The organism is Bacteroidales bacterium (genome assembly GCA_014860585.1).
Taxonomy (GTDB): Bacteria; Bacteroidota; Bacteroidia; order Bacteroidales; family 4484-276; genus RZYY01.
On sequence record JACZJL010000033.1, the window covers coordinates 33,906 to 53,089 of the forward strand.

General features: G+C 46.8%; 14 protein-coding genes. 3 read left to right on the plus strand and 11 right to left on the minus strand.

What is annotated here, in order from left to right:
- Positions 1–54: 54 nt before the first annotated feature.
- Complete coding sequence (locus IH598_03965) at positions 55–858, plus strand: M48 family metallopeptidase (protein ID MBE0637656.1); 804 nt, start codon at positions 55–57, stop codon at positions 856–858.
- A gap of 148 nt (positions 859–1,006) precedes the next feature.
- Here the strand turns inward: IH598_03965 and sucD are convergent, their stop codons facing one another.
- Entirely contained in the window at positions 1,007–1,888 is an 882-nt protein-coding gene (gene sucD, locus IH598_03970) for a succinate--CoA ligase subunit alpha (protein ID MBE0637657.1), read from the minus strand.
- Between the two features lie 197 nt (positions 1,889–2,085).
- Between sucD and mnmE the strand changes: the two genes are divergently transcribed.
- Complete coding sequence (gene mnmE, locus IH598_03975) at positions 2,086–3,474, plus strand: tRNA uridine-5-carboxymethylaminomethyl(34) synthesis GTPase MnmE (protein MBE0637658.1); 1,389 nt, start codon at positions 2,086–2,088, stop codon at positions 3,472–3,474.
- Positions 3,475–3,569: 95 nt separating this feature from the next.
- Here the strand turns inward: mnmE and IH598_03980 are convergent, their stop codons facing one another.
- From IH598_03980 to IH598_04000, 5 genes are all read right to left on the minus strand, one after another.
- Positions 3,570–5,504, minus strand: a complete 1,935-nt coding sequence (locus tag IH598_03980; GenBank protein ID MBE0637659.1) for a hypothetical protein — start codon at positions 5,502–5,504, stop codon at positions 3,570–3,572.
- Positions 5,505–5,645: 141 nt separating this feature from the next.
- Positions 5,646–6,794, minus strand: a complete 1,149-nt coding sequence (locus tag IH598_03985) for a dipeptide epimerase (protein MBE0637660.1) — start codon at positions 6,792–6,794, stop codon at positions 5,646–5,648.
- 183 nt (positions 6,795–6,977) lie between these two features.
- The gene (locus IH598_03990; GenBank protein ID MBE0637661.1) at positions 6,978–8,159 is read right to left on the minus strand and encodes a C40 family peptidase; all 1,182 of its coding nucleotides are present in this window, start codon (positions 8,157–8,159) and stop codon (positions 6,978–6,980) included.
- Positions 8,160–8,690: 531 nt separating this feature from the next.
- Positions 8,691–10,118: an amino acid permease gene (locus IH598_03995; GenBank protein MBE0637662.1), complete on the minus strand. Its 1,428-nt coding sequence runs from the start codon at positions 10,116–10,118 to the stop codon at positions 8,691–8,693.
- 665 nt (positions 10,119–10,783) lie between these two features.
- Positions 10,784–11,092: a hypothetical protein gene (locus tag IH598_04000; GenBank protein MBE0637663.1), complete on the minus strand. Its 309-nt coding sequence runs from the start codon at positions 11,090–11,092 to the stop codon at positions 10,784–10,786.
- 330 nt (positions 11,093–11,422) lie between these two features.
- Here IH598_04000 and IH598_04005 point away from each other — a divergent pair, with 330 nt between their 5' ends.
- Positions 11,423–12,550, plus strand: a complete 1,128-nt coding sequence (locus tag IH598_04005; protein MBE0637664.1) for an ATP-binding protein — start codon at positions 11,423–11,425, stop codon at positions 12,548–12,550.
- Positions 12,551–12,811: 261 nt separating this feature from the next.
- Here IH598_04005 and IH598_04010 read toward each other — a convergent pair whose 3' ends face one another.
- From IH598_04010 to IH598_04030, 5 genes are all read right to left on the minus strand, one after another.
- A complete protein-coding gene (locus tag IH598_04010) occupies positions 12,812–13,159 on the minus strand; it encodes a DUF86 domain-containing protein (protein ID MBE0637665.1) in 348 nt (115 codons plus the stop codon).
- A complete protein-coding gene (locus IH598_04015; protein MBE0637666.1) occupies positions 13,152–13,442 on the minus strand; it encodes a nucleotidyltransferase family protein in 291 nt (96 codons plus the stop codon). Before IH598_04015 ends, IH598_04010 begins: the two co-directional genes overlap by 8 nt.
- A 162-nt stretch (positions 13,443–13,604) precedes the next feature.
- Positions 13,605–14,921, minus strand: coding sequence for a TolC family protein (locus IH598_04020; GenBank protein ID MBE0637667.1), 1,317 nt, complete (start codon positions 14,919–14,921; stop codon positions 13,605–13,607).
- A complete protein-coding gene (locus IH598_04025; GenBank protein MBE0637668.1) occupies positions 14,918–18,028 on the minus strand; it encodes an efflux RND transporter permease subunit in 3,111 nt (1,036 codons plus the stop codon). Before IH598_04025 ends, IH598_04020 begins: the two co-directional genes overlap by 4 nt.
- Complete coding sequence (locus IH598_04030) at positions 18,025–19,104, minus strand: efflux RND transporter periplasmic adaptor subunit (GenBank protein ID MBE0637669.1); 1,080 nt, start codon at positions 19,102–19,104, stop codon at positions 18,025–18,027. The genes IH598_04025 and IH598_04030 overlap by 4 nt, the downstream gene beginning before the upstream one ends.
- Positions 19,105–19,184 lie beyond the last annotated feature (80 nt).

Below are 19,184 nucleotides of genomic sequence, written 5' to 3' on the forward strand. Positions count from 1 at the left end.
ATGTTCTTATTGAGTTTATTTCTCTATTTTTGTAAAAAATTAGGCATAAAGAATATGAAAGTCAATTTAAAATCTTTTTCTCTTGCACTGTTGATGGCTGTATTGATGTATGCTTGCTCCACAGTGCCATTGACCGGGCGCAGGCAACTCAGTATGTTGCCCGAGTCGGAGTTAACCGCAATGGGTATGACTGCCTACACGGATTTTATGAGTCAGAATAAAGTTTCTGCTGACAATGCACAAACCAGGATGGTCAAGGATATCACAGGTAAAATCACCGGTGCAGCCGAGCAGTATTTAATTCAAAATGGGCTGGAGAGCCGGATTGCCGATTTTCGGTGGGAAATCAACCTGATTAATGATGATACCCCGAATGCATGGGCTATGCCAGGAGGAAAAATGGTGGTCTATACCGGCATTTTGCCTTATACAAAAACCCCCGAAGGTCTTGCTGTGGTTATTGGACATGAGATTGCACACGTCGTGGCACGACATGGGAACGAGCGCATGAGCCAGGGCTTGCTGATCCAAACCGGAGGTCTTGCACTTTCTGTGGCGCTTGCCGAAAAACCGGCTGAAACCCAGCAACTTTTTATGGCCGCTTTTGGCATCGGTTCGCAAGTGGGAATTAGTCTCCCTTTTTCACGTACGCATGAGTATGAAGCTGATTACCTGGGATTGATGTTTATGGCCATGGCTGGTTATAATCCTAATGCTGCCGTCGAATTCTGGGAAAGGATGTCGTCGATGGGTGGCGCCAAACCGCCGGAATACCTTAGTACTCACCCATCCGACCAAAACCGGATTGCACAGATTCAAAAAATGATGCCTGAAGCGATGAAGTACTATAAAAAGTAAATCACAATTTTATCCCTCCATCAAAGGGATTGTCGAAAGAATTAATTCCGGATTGAGGAAAAAAAACCACGGGGTGACTTTTACGATTTTACATCGGTTTGAGTCACCCCGTGGTTATTTTATTTTACTTGCTTTATTCGCCTTACAGCTAAGATTTCTTCTTACCAAGCAGCTCTGCCATCTTTCTTCCAATATCCGCAGGTGAATCCACGACATGAATTCCACACTCACGCATGATTTTCTTTTTGGCTTCTGCTGTATCGTCTTTACCACCAATAATTGCACCTGCATGCCCCATGGTGCGGCCTTTCGGAGCAGTGGCGCCGGCAATAAAACCAACCACGGGCTTGGTTCCATGTGCTCTGACATACTCAGCAGCCTCAGCCTCCATGGTTCCGCCAATCTCGCCAATCATCACGATACCTTCTGTTTTCGGATCGTTCATCAGTAAGGTTATGGCATCTTTGGTCGTGGTGCCGATGATAGGGTCGCCGCCTATACCGATGGCGGTAGTTTGCCCAAGCCCTACTTTGGTCAGTTGGTCAACAGCTTCATAGGTTAATGTTCCCGAACGGGAGACAATCCCTACTTTTCCGGGCGAGTGGATAAAGCCGGGCATAATTCCCACTTTTGCTTCGCCGGGTGTAATCACGCCCGGGCAGTTGGGGCCGATGAGTCGTGTCTCTTTACACTTCAGGTATTCTTTGACGGTGATCATATCTTTGGTGGGGATACCTTCGGTAATGCAAACGATCACCTTGATTCCTGCATCAGCCGCTTCCATAATGGCGTCAGCAGCAAATGCGGGAGGTACGAAGATGACCGACACATCAGCTCCTGCCTCTTTCACGGCATCTTCCACCGTATTGAACACCGGTTTGCTGAGATGGGTCTGACCTCCTTTTCCGGGTGTTACGCCGCCCACCACATTGGTTCCGTACGCAATCATCTGGCTTGCATGAAAAGTACCCTCATTCCCGGTGAAGCCCTGAACAATAACTTTTGAATGTTTATCTACTAAAACGCTCATAATACCTGAATTTTAACAATTTGATTAATTATTATTTTCTGCAAAAGTAGCATCATTTAAAATCTGTCAGTTTGGAATTAAGGTTTTTTAAACATTCATTTTTCGGAGTTTGACCGTAAATTTTGTGTAGGAAAAATGATTTGTAATTGTAAATCATTACTTTTGCTCTGATCTATCCACATGAAAATACATTAGCCATGGAAACAAAAGATACCATTTGCGCACTTGCTACTTCGCCTGGAACGGCTGCTATTGCCGTGATTCGTACATCAGGCAGTGAATCCCTTACCATAGCGGAAAAGATATTTAGACCGGCCAAAAAGCATTTTAAAATCACGGAAGCCGAATCACACACCATCCACTTCGGCACCATTGAAACAGCGGAGGAGGTCATAGATGAAGTACTGGTGAGTGTTTTCAGGAGCCCTCACTCCTACACCGGAGAGGAAGCAGTGGAGATTTCGTGTCATGGTTCTCCTTACATTCAGCAAAAAATTATCGAAACGCTAATCAACAGTGGCGCAAGGATGGCCAGGCCGGGCGAGTTCACCCTCAGGGCATTCCTCAACGGGAAGTTCGACCTTTCACAAGCCGAGGCTGTTGCTGACCTTATTGCATCCAACTCAAAAACCTCGCACGACCTTGCCATTGACCAGATGAGGGGCGGTTTTTCAAAAAAAATACGCGACCTGCGTAAAGAACTCATTGGCTTCGCCTCGCTCATTGAACTTGAACTTGACTTCTCGGAAGAAGATGTCGAATTTGTAGACAGGAAAAAGTTATTTGCTTTAATTCATAAGCTGAAAACTGAAATCACCAGTCTGATCCAATCGTTTTCAGTGGGAAATGTCCTGAAAAATGGAATTCCTGTGGCCATCATTGGCAAGCCCAACGTGGGGAAATCCACATTGCTCAACACCATCCTGCAGGAAGAAAGAGCCATCGTGTCCGAAATCCCCGGCACTACGCGTGATTCAATCGAAGACACGATCATAATCGACGGTGTAGCCTTTCGGTTCATCGATACTGCCGGATTGCGTAATACCGATGATGAAGTAGAAACCATCGGTATTGAGCGTACACACGAAAAAATCCGCCAGGCCAGAATCATCCTTTTCGTTTTTGATATTGCCAGCTGCTCGCTCGAACAAATCCGCGAAGTGATTGACGAACACCAGCACCTGATCGACGACCCGACAAAACGGGTGATCCTGATCGGTAATAAAATTGACCAGCTTGTCGAAATCCCGAAAGGCTTCAAAGACCTGGTGGAGATGGAAACAGTATTTGTGTCGGCCAAACGCAAGGAAAACATCAACCTGATCTCCGACAGCCTCCTCAAATCGGTGAATAAAGACATGCTCACCGACAACACCATTGTCTCCAACGCCCGTCACTACGAAGCATTGTCCAACTCCCTCAACACCATAACACTGGTAGAAGACGCCCTAAAACAAAACATCCCCACCGACCTCATCGCCAGCGATATCCGCCAGGCGCTGTATCACCTGGGAACCATCACCGGCGAGATTTCAAATGAGGATATCCTTGATAATATCTTCAGGAACTTTTGCATCGGGAAATAGAAGATAAACTATAGTCCGGCTCATCCTCCCTTTTTAGACGGACCAGGGGAAAATATGCTTCCGACATTCCGGCCACTTTCCTGCGGTTTAACATTTTATGTCGGCGGGTGCTGCCGCTGGTTGAACCATTTTCGCACCGCCTGCATGGTCTTTTGCTGGTAAGGCGGCGCCTGGCGTTTGCAGGTTGATCTTTCGATGCTGTTTTCGGGAGCGCCCCAGCGTATTTCTATGCAGTCGTTAGGGTTGTAGGCCATTTCAAAGGCATCTCTCCGGCTCAGAATTTCTGCTAACGTGAGTTCCTGTAATAAGCCATCGGAGCGGGTATAGCTTATTGTTAAACCTGAAACCTTCTTGTCAAGGAAGGATTGAAGCATTTTCTTAATATCTTCCGCGGAGGTGGATGTTGGGATGTTGAAGTCGGAAGGCGAACCGGCCACCCTGTCCGGGAAATCGAGCACTGCATCCATGGCGATCAGAAGCCTTAAATCGCGGTTGGGTGTCGAAAAATCCTCCCACAGGCCGCCGGTCTGGAAAATGCCATTGGCATTTGAAGGCATCGGGATTACCGTTCCCGGGTGTGCTTTGAGCCAGGCCTCGCCGTTCGCCACCGATTTTACACGAACCAACAGTTGCTCGTGAAGCGCCTGTATCAGGTTCTGCAATGCAGCTTCAGGCTTTAATGGTGTCGGATTGATTAACTTTTCCATCTGGCGGTAGAAAACCCCGCTTTCCATCTTTCGCTGCTGGAGCGAAAAGGGAATGAAACCGGAGGATGGGGTCAGGGCTTCGTTTGACATTAATTTTAACCTGCCAGCATCAACTGTAATCGGACGAAAAGCTTTAAAACCCGATTCCCCGATGACTTCGAAGGTGTTGAACAGAAAATTCCCTTTCCAGAACCGCTTGATGGCTATGGTTTTATCAGGCTGGGCATCCACTGCAAGCAGCACTCCGGGCTTATCTTTGGTTTGTGGCGCCCAGCTTACCAGGATAAAGGTATGCCCGTAAGGATCGGCAAAAACAGTTCCGGGGCGAAGTGATTCCCTGTCGAGTGAAACCGGGTAATAGTCAGCGTTTTCGTTTTCTAACGAAGTCCGTGCGGTGCCCGAATGGACGCCATCCATCAGCCTTCTCAAAAAGGAATTGAATGCCTGCACCTGATTGGTTTTTGATGTTGAACTTTCGTTGGTAATCCATTGACCTGTGCCAGGATTTTTCCCGAGGTAACCTCTGTCGCAGATGTGATAACCAAACGGAAGCCCCAATTTCCAGGCAAAATATGCCCTCAGGAAAAAAGGATTATCGGCACAGTCGGGTTCCATGATGACCTTGATTTTACTTTCAGGATCATCTTCTCCCAGGGAGAGAAAGTTGTAAAGAAAATTTCGATCCTTATTTTGAGTCACCTCATGAAGAGATGGCCAGGAAGTCTGCTCATCGCTGCCCTGAAACAGCGCGTTTACCCAGGCAGAATAAATGGTTTCGGTATTGCTGTCCCAGCCGCGGGTGGTTTTCCAAACTACACCCTTCGGAGCGGTTGCCTCACGCGGAGAAACTACAAACTCCAGGTTACTGACCTCTTTGCCTTCCAGGATCAAAGTTGCCCTGTAGCTGCCTTCGGTAGTTCCTGCGAAATCATCTATTCGCCAGCAAGGCAGTTCCTCACCGGTTTTTGTGTGTTGAGATTTGAGATTTCCTTCTGGGCCGCTGACAATGATCTTTGCTTTGCGGATGTTTCTTCCTCCGGTGGCCAGGATACGGAAACTATCGCCGGGCACAGGATGAGCGGGTATCAACAACAGTGCATTCGCCGGATTGTATTCATCCGGCTTTTCACCCTCTATCACCGATTCAATTTTTTCGAGTAATGTCGTTCCCTGGTGGTTCCTCTGCTCACCGCCACATGACAGAAGCAGGGTCAGCAGAAAAGATGCAATCAGGCCTAAAAATAGTAATCGTTTATCAATTTTGAAAAGGATCATTATGTCTAAATTATTGTCAGCAAGAAAACTCCATTTGTTGAAAATCATTGTTGCCCCCAACCCTTAAGGGAGCAATGATTTTCAACGATTTACACCCTTTTCCCGTAGGGATCCCCTTGGGAAGGGTGGGGTAAAAAAATCGTTGAAAATCAAATTCAGGGTGTTTTCTTGCTGAAACAAATTATCTTTTTAAAACACCTTCTTAACAACTTTTATCCCAATTCCCGGCCTGTCCGGTAATGTTATTTTGCCATCAACGATTTGCATACCTGAGAAGGGATCATTATCAATGAGCAGGTTTCCGTCGAGGTCGGCCCAGTCGGCTTTAGGGGCAAGTTGGGAAGCGGCAGACACCGCGCAGGAAGTTTCGACCATGCAGCCAATCATGACTTTCATGTCCAGCGAGCGGGCAAGTGTCAGCATTTGGTGGGCTTCGCGCATCCCGGTACATTTCATCAGTTTGATGTTGATGCCGCTGTAAACGCCATTTGCCTTCATCACATCGGGCAACCGTTGCAGCGATTCGTCGGCAATGGTAGGCAGCGGACTGTTTTGCGTGAGCCATGCCATGTCGTCAATTGCGGTTTTGGGCATCGGTTGCTCAACAAACACAACTCCATTTTCCTTGAGCCAGTGAATCGTTTCAAGTGCTTTTACCCTGTCCGTCCAGCCCTGGTTTACATCCACACACAACGGGCGATCGGTCACCGAACGGATGGTTTCGATCATCTCACGGTCGGATGCCTGACCCAGTTTCACCTTCAGTATTTTATACGGAGCAGCCTCGGCCATCTTCTGCCTGACGACTTCCGGAATGTCGAGGCCGATGGTAAATGACGTGTTGGGCGTATCGGCAGGATCAAATCCCCAGATCTTATACCACGGCTGCTTCATCAGTTTTCCAACCAGATCGTGCAGGGCAATATCCACGGCAGCTTTTGCAGCAGTATTCCCGGGCATCACCGAATCAACGTACTGCAAAATGTCGTCCATCTGAAACGGATCGTTGAACTGATTCAGGTCGAGTGATGAGAGGAAGCGGACTGCTGTTTCCACGCTCTCTCCCAGGTAGGGCGGCATCGAAGCTTCGCCGTAACCAACCTCCCCATCAAACTCGAGGCGGGTCAGCACATCGGGGGTAATTTTCCGCGAACTGTTGGCCAGGGTAAATACGTGGTGAAGTTGCAGTTCGTAAGGCAAAAAGCTAAGCGACAGCCCTTTTGCCGGTTTGCGGTGAAAGTTCTTATCCGCAAATGCGAACAAAGGCTCTACACCGGCCATCCCGCCTAAAGCCAATAGCCCGGCGTTTCGAATGAATTTGCGACGACTGTTATTCATGATACTAAAGCTTTCGTTCAAATTCCAAATAACAAAAATCAAATGACAAATAAATTCCAAATTCAAAAAGATTAAAATCCAAACTTTTGATGTGTGTCGGAAATGCTTTCATTTTGATTTTTGGCAAATGAAGAATAAGCTAATATTTGAGATTTGTTTTTTGTTATTTCCCCTTGGTTCGGTTCAGGGTTGAGTGCAATACCACGGATGATCCTTAACCCTTACAATCCCTTCAGCGTTCAGCGAATTGAACACCCGGCGCGCTGCTACATTTTTCCTGGAGGGGACATATTTCGGATCGCTTGGGTCAAGGCTGCTGATATGCACCCTGCCCGAGGCATGGATGAAATTCCCGTTTCCAAGATAAATACCCACATGAGTGATATGCTGTGCGTCTCGTCCGAAGAAAAGCAGGTCGCCGCTTTGCAGGTTGTTCCTGTTGCTGAAATCAACCGCTTCGCCGCACCTGGCCTGTTGTGATGCATCGCGGGCGAGGATAACGCCCTGCATATAATACACCTGCTTGACGAATCCCGAACAATCAACAGCTTTCACCGAAGTGCCTCCCCACAGATAAGGAAAACCCATCATTTGCCGGGCAAGGGATGAGGTTGCCAGAGCACCGGGTTCCAGATTAATCCATTGATCGAAAGGGATGCAATCGGCCTTGCGAACATATCCGGTACGGCCATCAGGAATTTTGATCTTCAAAAATCTCCCGGAAACTTCTTCCACTTCAAAAAGGTCGCCCTGAACTAGATCGGATACAACTTCACCCCTCTTGCCGGAGGCATCGTAAACAATGCCCGATATGCTGTTGAACAGGTAACGGTTTGATGCTTTCCAGCGATCCAGTTCTTTTTGTGTAATGCGCTGAAAGCCGCTTATGTCCATCCAGCCAATATAGTATTCCGGTGTTTGAACCCGGCACCACTTTTCGTTGCAATCCAGCACTTTTAAAGGGGTTCCCATCATCACCTGTGAAACCAGTTCGGAAACATGATCGGGTATGGAGCGAAGGTTCGATACCGACAAGGTGGCCAATGCCCAGGTCTCTTCACCCAGCGCGGCATCGGGCAGAAGCTTCAGCGAATCAACGAACGAAATCTTGTTATCATTCAGAAAACGGATGATCTGCAATTTCGCATCCGGCAGATTGGTTTCTCCCGAAACGACTACAACGGGTTGAAGCGTGTCTTTTATTTCAATTTCGAGAATGGCCACCCGTTTATCGGGTACAAGCTGTTTTTGAAGCGATTGCAACTCCAGCAACAGGGTTTCAAAAGGCAATGGCTGAGCCGTCAGGAAAGTCCCGGCAAAAACCAACAACAAAAGGCAGGTGAATTTTTTATAAAAATTCTTCATTACATGAATCGGATATAAGGTTACAAAGGTAAGGGATTGTTTAGAGATTGTGTTTTTATTTTTACTGATTCCCCTAGCTTCAAAGCAAAACAAAGCCTACAATCATGTTGTGAGTGATCAGATTTTTTTTTGCCACGAAGGCACTAAGTTTTGGTCTTTGTGCCGGGATTTAATTTTGCCCTGAAGGCTCTAACTTTCACTTTGTAAGAGAGATGCCTTTCTTTGCGGCTCTCTGCGCAGAAACTGGTCCTCTGCGGTTCAATCTTTTTTTACTGCAAAGAAGTCGCAAAGAACCGCAGAGTACCTAAATTCACCCGATACTGAGAAAAAACTTTTGACTTTGTGGTCAGATTTTATTTTGCCTCTAAGACACTGAGCCTCTATGTTTCATTCGTTTTGTCTTAGTGTCTTTTGCCACAGGCATCACTTTTTGAGTGGTCATATTCAATAAAAGCAACCAAATTCCAAGATAGAAATATCAACCTGAACAACAAAGCAAAACCGACAATCACTTTCGCATGGGAGTTAATTTTAATGACTGTTCACCTGACCATTTTCCTGATTGTTTTCTCTGGAATATTTTTTTTGCAGAAAAAGAAATACCGGAATGCCGGATAAAATCAGGACCATCCCGATGGTTGCTTCGCGGGGTCGGGTGGCAATTGTATTGTAAAGCAAAAACAGGCAAAAAAGAATAAAAATTGCCGGTACCACGGGATACCCCCAGACTTTGTAAGGACGATGGGCATCGGGCATTTTGCGGCGCAAAATAAACACCCCCAGTGAATTGGCGCCGTAAAAGATGAAAACGGCAAAAATAATCATGTCGGTGAGCTGATCGAACGTTCCTGAGAGCACCAGCACCGAAGCCCATATTCCCTGCCATAGCAGCGAATTACCGGGAACGCTGGCCTTGTTCAGCTTCCCGATACCTGAGAAGAAGAGCCGGTCGCGCGACATGGCATAATACGGCCGGGCGCCCGTGAGAATGCTGGCATTGGTGCAGCCCAGTGTAGTGAGCAGAATCAACAGTGAAATGAACAATACACCTCCACTGCCCCAAAAACTACGCACCGCTTCCACAGCAGCAATCTGGTTGCCCGAGGCGTAAACCTGCTCCAGTTCAGGAATAGACAACAGCGCGAGATAGGTCACGTTGACCAGCAGATAGATGAAAATGACCAAAAAGACACCGATTATAATGCCTTTCGGGATGTTTTTGTTGGGGTCTTTGATTTCGCCACCGATAAACCCAACAGAAACCCACCCCTGGTAAGCCCAAAAAGCAGCAAGCATAGCGGTGAACAAAGAGGAAAGCGTCACGGTTCCACTCGTCAACTCATTAAAATTCATGAAATTGGCAGGTAGTGTTTCAACGTTTTTTAGTCCAAAAACGACAATCACGAACAGCCCTGTGAACACCAGCCACAAAATGATTTTACTCGCCCCGGCGCCACTTTTAAGTCCGGTGATGTTTAAAAATGTCAAAACCAAAATCAGAAAAATGGCCACCAGCTTTACCCCAAAATCCTGAAAAGGCAGGAAAACTCCACCTATCGAGAATGTTTGCAGCGATGAAAACAACCCGGGAACAGGGATGATGCTGTTCAACGATTGGGCAAAAACATAGGCCAAAGAGGAGATCGTGGCCGTTTGAATGACGGTAAAGAGCGACCAGCCATACAAGAAGGCAAAAAAGCGATTGTAAATTCTTTTAAAGTAAACAAACTCTCCTCCGGTATCGGCAAGCAAACCGGCCACTTCGGCATTGCTCAAAGCACCAAAAATGGTGATAATCCCAGCGACAATCCAGGCCACGAGTATCCACACCGAAGAGTGGAGTTCGGCAGCCATTGGAGCTATTTTTTTATACACCCCCGACCCGATGATGTTTGCGATCACAAAAAGGATAACATAACCCAGGCCAAGTGTTCTGATCAGATTTCGTTGATTTGCCATAATAATGCTTCCAAGAAAAAATAATGCACGAAAGTAAAACAAGTTAGTTTTCCGTGGTAAAAAAATTAAAACTGACTGAAATTGCTTACCGCAGGGAAGGCCTGCACACCTTTTCCGCTGTCACAGTCGGGCAAGCCTTCGTGTCTCTGCCAAAGGCATTTCTTCGGAAAGGGCTGGCTTCTATTTCATACCATCTTATTTGGAACTCAATAAGGTAATAAGGTTATGAAAATCAACGGGATACGTTTTCTACTAAGGTTTTGCTTTAGGATAAGGTTTTGCTTTGTCGAAAAAGTATCTTTAAAAAATGAAAACCTTATTTCCATCTTCAAACCTTAGTAGGTATCGGTCACCAACGAGCGACCTGACCTTATTACCTTATTTTCAAAGAATTAGGTTTAATACAGTTCCAGACTTAATATAATCCCAGAGGGATCCCCTTTGTATAAGGTTATAAAAATCAATAGGTTAAACTTCCACAAGCGTAGCCTTTGCAACTTCGACAAACTGATTGCCGCCCCTGGTGATGTGGCGGCAAACCATAATTCACCATTAACATCACTTGTCAAAACTCAAGACTATTCTTTCGATCTCACTTAAAACATCGGCGATATTTGGCTCTTCACTAAGGAACTTCTGATTAGAGCTGCCGAAAAACTTCGCAATCATACTAACTCCTGAAGTTTTTGTTTGCAACTCATTTGCATTTCATAGATTCCCGCCCAGAGGAGGTAATCAGTTGAGTCGTCGGTTTGGCCGGTGCTGAATTTCTGGTAAAACACTTCAGAGGGCATGTTATACTTTTGCTCGTATGTGCTGAGGTCAATCTGCATCTGACCAATTTCGCGTTTGATCCGATTGATGTGAAATTCAATAAACTTGTTGAACATGATCTCTTTGCTGCCGAAAAGCTTTAAGTACTTGTCGAGCCTGGCTGCGATATTGGGTTGTAATTCAAATGAAACGGTTTCCATCACAGTTGTTTTCGGCAATAATACAAAATTCAGAATTATTGGTCTGTAAATATGATCTGGTTGGTTGCTTCAGGGCTGAGCCATAGCATTCCTACGGTACAATCTCCTCGTTCCTCGGGGGCTTGTATCCCAGTGAGATGATAGCTCTGTATCAAGGTAAAGTCGGTGGTGAAATTTTGTTCCAGGAAATAGTGCAGCTTTTTACTTGTAAGTTCTTTATGTGACTTAAGGAAAAATATCAAAATTTGCCGGTCAACCGTAAATATTTGGACTAATTTTGCTGGTCAACCGTATTATTTCATATTTTTGTCGAAAATCTTTTCCAATATGTTGATCGAAAGAAAAATTAAAGCGCAACTCACCGAACAACTGATTACCTCAGGAAAGGTGCTGATTGTGTATGGTCCGCGGCAGGCCGGCAAAAGTACATTATCCAAAATGGTGATCGAAGACACCGGGTTGAAAACACTCAGCATCAACGCAGACCAGTTGAAATATGTTGACGTGTTATCGAGCCGCGACCTGAACAATCTTTCTGCACTGGTTGACGGATACGATCTGCTATTCATTGATGAGGGACAGCGGGTTCCGGACATCGGTATCAATTTAAAGATTTTGCACGATGAACTTCCGGAGTTGAAAATCCTGGTCACAGGCTCATCTTCATTTCTCCTATCTGAACGCATAGCCGAGCCGCTGACCGGAAGAAAGATCGTTTATACCTTGTTGCCGATCTCCACCGCAGAACTTGCATCGCAAAACAACCGTTTCGAACTGGCTGACCGGCTGAATGAAAGACTGATTTACGGGCAGTACCCCGAAGTGATCACAACCACAGGAAATGAAGCCAGGGAGGAATACCTACGCGAAATATCCGAATCCTATATCTACAAGGACATCCTCGAACTTGAAAATATTAAATATCCTTTGAAAATCAGGGATATACTTCGCTTACTTGCCTTCCAGGCCGGATCGCAGGTGAGTATCAACGAACTGGGCAGTCAGTTAGGATTAAACAGGGAAACCATCGAGCGCTATATTCATCTGCTCGAACAGTCGTTCATCATTTTCAGGCTCGAGGCCTTCAGCACAAACCCCCGCAAAGAGATCAGCAAATCGCTGAAGTTTTACTTTTACGATAATGGCATAAGGAATGTTTTTGCCAATAACTTCAACGCGCTGAATCTCAGAAATGATGTGGGTATGCTGTGGGAAAACTTTGTGATTTCGGAACGGCGAAAGAAACTGCTTTCGGAACGAATTCAGGTCGACACCCATTTCTGGCGTACCTACAATGGAGTTGAACTGGATTACATCGAGAAGAGGAACGACGAATTGTCGGCCTATGAAATCAAATTCACCAACCCAAAGCCCAAAGCGCCAAAGGCGTGGATTGACAATTACGGTAGTAACTATCAATGCATCACCAGGGAGAATTTCCTGGATTTTGTCATTTAGAAAAAGTTATATTCTGTTACAAAAAGCTGATGATATTTCGCAATTCGCAAATTGAGAAATAATTTTTTATTTGTGAGAAGATGATTCGATCTAATTTTTCAATAAAGGGCATTTACCGGCTGACATTTTAAAAACTCCTAATCGGCTCAAGCGGTTCAATTCATTTATCTAAATGTGCCAAGATTTCATCAACTGATGTCTCTCCGATTTCTTAGGCGCGGGCGATTTGCTCCGGTTTGACGTTGATGAGCCAGGTGAAAATTATGGTGTATTTGCCGCCTTTATTTTGTTCAGATTATCAATCAGTTCATCAAGATAGAATTGTATAATATCCCACACAATTTCATAATCAACGCCAAAATAGTCGTGCACAATTCTGTTTCGGAAACCTCGGATACGCTTCCATTCAACATTCGGATGCTGATTTCTGAACAGGGGATCAATGCGATTCGCGGCCTCGCCAATGATTTCAAAGTTCCTCACTACGGCATCAATGGTCTTTTCATCATTAAAAAACGCTTCAAAGTCGTAGCCTTCAGTATAATTCCTGATTCTTAATGCCGCCTGGAGCATATCATCCAGCAACAACCTTGTATCCCGCTTAGACATAGATCAAATCGGTATCAATTGATTTCAGGTACTTTTCTTTGATTCCTTTTTTGGATACAAGATCAATCTTCATTTTCAGAATGTTTTCCAACTCTTCTGCCAGATCAACAAACCTGATCCCGATCCTGTCGTTAAATTCTACCATAACATCCAGATCGCTTGTTTCTGATTGATCATTCCGCGCATAAGAACCAAAGATAGCCAGCGACGCAATGGGGTAGCGCTCAAACAAATCATGTTTGTGTCTGGTGAGTGTTGTTTTTATCTCCTCAATGTTTTTCATAATGCAAAATTAGCCCTTTTAATTTAACCTATTCAACATTATCAAGTGATGTTAATTACTTGTCAACTCTCGGGAAGACACCCTCACTAAAGGGAAGGCCTAACCGACTATGACACAGGAGTTGTCTTGCAAACTCTTCGAGTCTTTCATCTCCAGATTCAGTTACATCTCCGGCGGAAGGTCGCCGGCGAGTTGAAGGAGGTTGATTTCGAGGGTTTTTATGTCGAGGCGGACGTTGAGCAGTCGCGCTTCGGTGGTCATGAAGTTGCGCTGGGCTTCGCGAAATTCGATACCGGAGAGGTCGCCCAGCCGGTAGCGTTCTGTCGCAATATCAAGGTTTTCGCTGGCAGCTTCCACATTTTGCAACTCCATGGCCAGCAGGCGAAGTTTGTTCAGGTAGCTGTTGTAGTTAAGCGTCAGTTCGGCCTGCAACTCGCTGACGAGCGACTCGGTGCGGATGCGGCTTGCATCGAGGAGGATGGTGGCATTGTTGCGTTCGCGGCGGGTGTTGAGGCCATCGAGGATTTTCAGGTTAGCGTTTAGGCCATAAGTGAGACCGGTTGAGCGGTTGGATTGTAAAAAACCCGATTCGGAGGACTGGTTGATGTAATTATACCCCATGTTGAACCCCAGCGTGGGCGACTGTCTGCCACGAATTTCACGGAGAGTAAGTTGTGCCAGCAGTTCGTCCTGAAGGCTTAACTGAAGGGAAGTATTTTGCCTGAGCATTTTCTCTTCCAGCGTTTGTTTAACCAGCACTTTATTCACTTCAAACGAATCGGGTACTTCAAAGGCCACATCGGCCGGGCGGGCCAGCAACTGGTTGAGGTTAACCCTGGCGCGGTCAATCCGGTCTGCAATCCCCATCAGGAGCGCACTGTCGGCATTCAGGTCAACTTCTGCCTGCAAAACCTCCAGCCTGGAACCTGCGCCAATGGCAAGCATATCGTTAGCCAGCTTCACCCTTTCGAGATCAACGGAAATGGTTTTTTCGATCACCTGAAGTTGTTGCTTCATGTGGATCAATTCGAAAAAGTTCACCAAAATATTGTTGATGGTTGCCTCGACCGTAAGCAGTACCAGGAGTTCACTTTTCTGCTCGAATTGTTTTACGCGGTCATAATTTACAAACATCTGCATACCGTCAAACAAGGTCCAGTTCAATTGGGCGCCGGCATTAAAGGCATCTGATTTTGCACCGGTCAAATCGTTCACCTGGCCGCTGAGATACTCCTGTCTTGTATTTAACACACTGAAATTCTGCACTGCATCTATGTCGAGCACCGGTAAGAAATTGGCTATTCCCATTTTGACATTGTTTCCGGCAATCAGGGCATCCTGCTTTACCAGCCTGATGGAGAAGTTGTTTTCGAGCCCTTTGCGAATGGCATCTTCGGCTGTAAGCAACTCCTGTGCTCCCAGTCCCTGGGTCAGCAGCGCGATCAGCAGCAAAAGGTTTATGATTTTTATATTTTTCATACGTTAAAATCCTCCTTTTCAGGTTGTAGCTCCTGAACGGTCATTAAATCCGAAGCATTGGAGACATCTTTCGATTTTTCCGAAATATAAGCGTACATGGCCGGAACGACATATAAAGTGAGCAGGGTGGCAAAGGTGAGTCCCCCGATAATCGCAGTACCCATCGAAACACGACTTGCCGATCCGGCGCCTAATGCGAGAGCAATGGGTACAGCTCCAAGGATCGTTGAAAGGCTTGTCATCAGGATAGGCCGGAAGCGTGCAACGGATGCATTGTGAATGGCCTCCATTTTTTGAAGCCCGGCAGCTTTTCGCTGGTTGGCAAACTCAACAATCAGAATCCCGTTCTTGGTTACCAGCCCGATAAGCATGATGATACCGATCTGACTGAAGATGTTCAGGGTTTTTTCAAAATACCACAGTGTGAGGACGGCTCCGGCCAAAGCCAGCGGTACAGTAAACATGATGACCAGCGGATCGCGGAAGCTTTCAAACTGGGCAGAAAGTACCAGGTATATCAGGATGAGTGCAAGCACAAAGGCAAACACGAGACTGCTGGCGCTCTCTTCAAAATCTTTGGAGGCGCCGGCCAGCGAAGTCGAGAAAGTCTCGTCAAGAAGGTTGGAGGCAATACGGTTCATCTCATCAATGCCATCGCCAATTGTTTTGCCGGGGGCAGGGTTTGCCGAAATCGTGGCCGATACAAAACGGTTGTAACGGTATAACTGTGGCGGGTTTACGGTTTCCTTGAGTGTGATCAGGTTACTAAGCATAACCATTTCCCCGCGGTTGTTTTTAACATACAGATTTTCCAGGTCAACCGGTGCATCGCGAAATCCGCGTTCAAGCTGCCCGATCACTTCGTATTGCTTACCGTCCATCACAAAGTAGCCAAAACGTGTTCCGCTCATGGCAAATTGAATGGTCTGCGCAATATCCATAGCAGAAATTCCCAGCATTCGTGCCTTCTCCCGGTTGATGGTGATCTGCAGTTCCGGCTTGTTGAACTTCAGGTTGAGATCGGCAAATTGGAAAACCTCACTTTGCGCCACTTCAGTCATAAAACCCGGAAGCACTTCCTTGAGTTTATCCAGGTTAGCGGTCTGGATGACATATTGAACGGGCATTCCGCCTCGCTGCGTGCCAATGGACTGCTCCTGTGTTACGAAAGTACGCACTTCCGAAAGACTTTTTAGCTTCGCCGAAAGGTGATCGGCGATCTCCTGCTGGCTACGTTCACGCTGGTCAGGATCAATCAACCGGATACGTGAATTGACGGAGTTGGTAGCGCTCGACCCGCCATACCCTGGTGAAGTGACAGTAATAAGGGAGTATATTTCCGGAACTTCCGCCTGCACCAGGTCAATGTATTGCCTTATATAGGCTTCCATAAATTCATAAGTACTGCCCTCGGGCGCCGTTCCAAAAACATTCATACCTGAACGGTCCTCCAATGGCGCCAGTTCAGAAGGCAGTTCACGTCCAACGCCTAATATAAGTAACACCGAAACGCCGGTTATTACAAAGGCCAGCCATTTTTTTCCTAGAAACGAAGCAAGACTATCTGAATATAGCTGATTCAACTTTAAGAAAAATGGCTCCGTACTGGTGTAAAGCCAGTTATGTTTTTCCCTTTTTTTCAATATCCGGGTCGAAAGCATGGGGGTGAGGGTAAGTGCGACAAAAGAGGAAATAATAACAGCGCCGGCCAGCACAATCCCGAATTCGCGAAACAACCTTCCTGTAATTCCCTCCAGGAAAATGACCGGCAAAAATACCGTGGCCAGGGCCACCGTAGTGGCTATAACAGCAAAGAAGATTTCGGCTGAACCCTGCATCCCGGCTTGCAAAGGAGTCATTCCTTTTTCGATCTTTGAGTAAATATTTTCGATCACCACAATGGCATCATCCACCACCAACCCGATTGCCAGCACCAGTCCAAGCAGCGTAAGCACGTTGATAGAAAAACCGGCAGCATACATAATGAAAAAGGAACCGAGGAGCGAAATTGGGATGACCACCACGGGAATAATAGTTGTTCTCCAGTCGCGGAGAAAGAAAAAAATCACCAGCACGACCAGCACAAAGGCAAGATAAATGGTTTGTTCCACCTCAGTTATCGAATCGCGGATATAGTCCGTTTGGTCGAAACCGATGCCCAGTTCGATATCGTCGGGCAGGTCTTTTTGGATTTTCTCGAGGCGGCGGTAAAATTCATCGGCAATTTCGATATGGTTTGACCCAGGCAACGGGGTGATGGCATTTCCTACCATTGGGACACCGTCGCGGCGCAGTAAAGTACGTTCGTTCAATGGCGCCAGTTCGGCAAAGCCTACGTCCTTGAAGCGGACGACACCGGTTGCCCCTTCAGCAACAATGAGGTTGTTGAAATCTTCCGGGGTTTCCAGCCGGCTCAGCGTTCTCAGGGTCAGTTCAATGGTGTTTCCTTCGATGGAGCCTGCAGGCAGCTCAAGGTTTTCGCGGAGGAGTGCATTGCGCACATCCAGCGGGCTCAGTCTGAAAGCGGCGAGCCGTCCCGGGTCCATTCGTAAACGCATGGAGTAGCGTTTTGCACCCCAAACCGCAATTGAACTCACCCCCGGAATGGTCTGCAGACTTTCCTTAAATGTACGCTCGGCAATTTCGGTCAGCTCAAGCAGGTTGCGCTGCTCGCTGCGGATGTTCAGGAAAATAATCGGTGATGCGTCAGCATCAGCTTTTGAAACAATCGGCGGGTCGGCATCGGGAGGCAACAGGCGCATGCTTCGTGAAACACGGTCGCGCACATCATTGGCTGCTGCCTCCATGTCAATGCTCAGGTCAAACTCGACGGTGATGGTGCTTCTTCCGTCGCGACTCACGGAGGTCAGTGTCCTGATTCCTTCGATACCATTGATGGACTCTTCGAGTGGTTCGGTGATCTGCGACTCAATCACATCGGCGTTGGCGCCCGGATAATTTGCACTTACGGTGATGATGGGCGGATCAACACTGGGGTACTCGCGCACGCCAAGTGAAGTCATCCCGATAACTCCGAAAAGGACGATCATGATTGACATTACGGTTGCCAAAACCGGCCTGGTAATACTTATTGAAGACAGGCTCATATTGGCAAAATTTCTTTAATACTAACCGGAAGCCCTGAGCGCATCTGTAATATACCGGTGGTGATCACCGTATCGCCTGTATTCAGTCCGCTGATAATCTGCACGTGTGACTCGGTGCGCAGCCCGGTGGTAACGATTACAGGTTGAACAACTCCATTTTTATACAAAAACACTTTGCTTGACCCCATCTCGGGCACCAGCGCCTGGGTTGGGATTTGCAATGCATTGTCAAGACTTTGAAGCACTACCTCCACGCGGGCATACGATCCGGGGATGATGTGTCCGTTTGTGTTGGCATATAAGGCCCTTACCAGAATAGAACGTGTTCGTTGGTCAACAACCGGCTCGATGGCCGAAATGGTTGCTTCGAAAGTTCCAGGCTGGTTATCCACCGAAAACATCACCTTTCCCCCTTTCTTCAGATATCCGGCAAAACGCTCAGGAATACTGAAATCGATTTTTACCGGTTCCGTTTTGGCCAGCCTCACGATTTGCATTCCGGGAGAAATGTAAGCCCCTTCGCTGATGTGCCTCAATCCCAGAATTCCACTAAACGGCGCTCTGATAATGGTCTTCTCCAGTTGTGCCTGAAGCAGCGCCTCCTCCGCCTTTAATGTGCTGAGTTCGGTATAAACCTGGTCGTAAGTCTGCTGGCTGATTCCCTGCTTTTCGAGCAGGCTGCGCTGGCGTTGTTCGCTCTCTTCGGCAAGGCGAACCTGGTGTTTGTTGCGCTCAATCTGTGCCAGCAGGTCGGCATTGTTTACAGTGATTAACAAATCGCCTTTGGTCACTTTTGCCCCCTCGGCAAAATGGATGGCGGTCACACGACCAGAGGTCTCAGCTGAGATTTCAACCTGCTCGTCTGGCAATACGGTTCCGGCCGAAACAATTTTATCAGACATCAGCGTTGGCTTAATGATAACGGCTACCACCGGAAGGATGGCTGACGAGCGGCCGGAGACCAGTTCCGGACGTGATGCCGGGGTACTGAAGTATCCGGTACGATTGGCAATTAGAAATAAAATGACAAGCAGTGTGAGGAGAATCCCGAGAATTCGTTTGTAGTATTTCTTCATAAAACATTTAGTGAAACGGGCACAAAGTTAGTAAATCCCTAACGCCTGAAAGCCTGATTTCGTTTTGAATCGCAGAATTT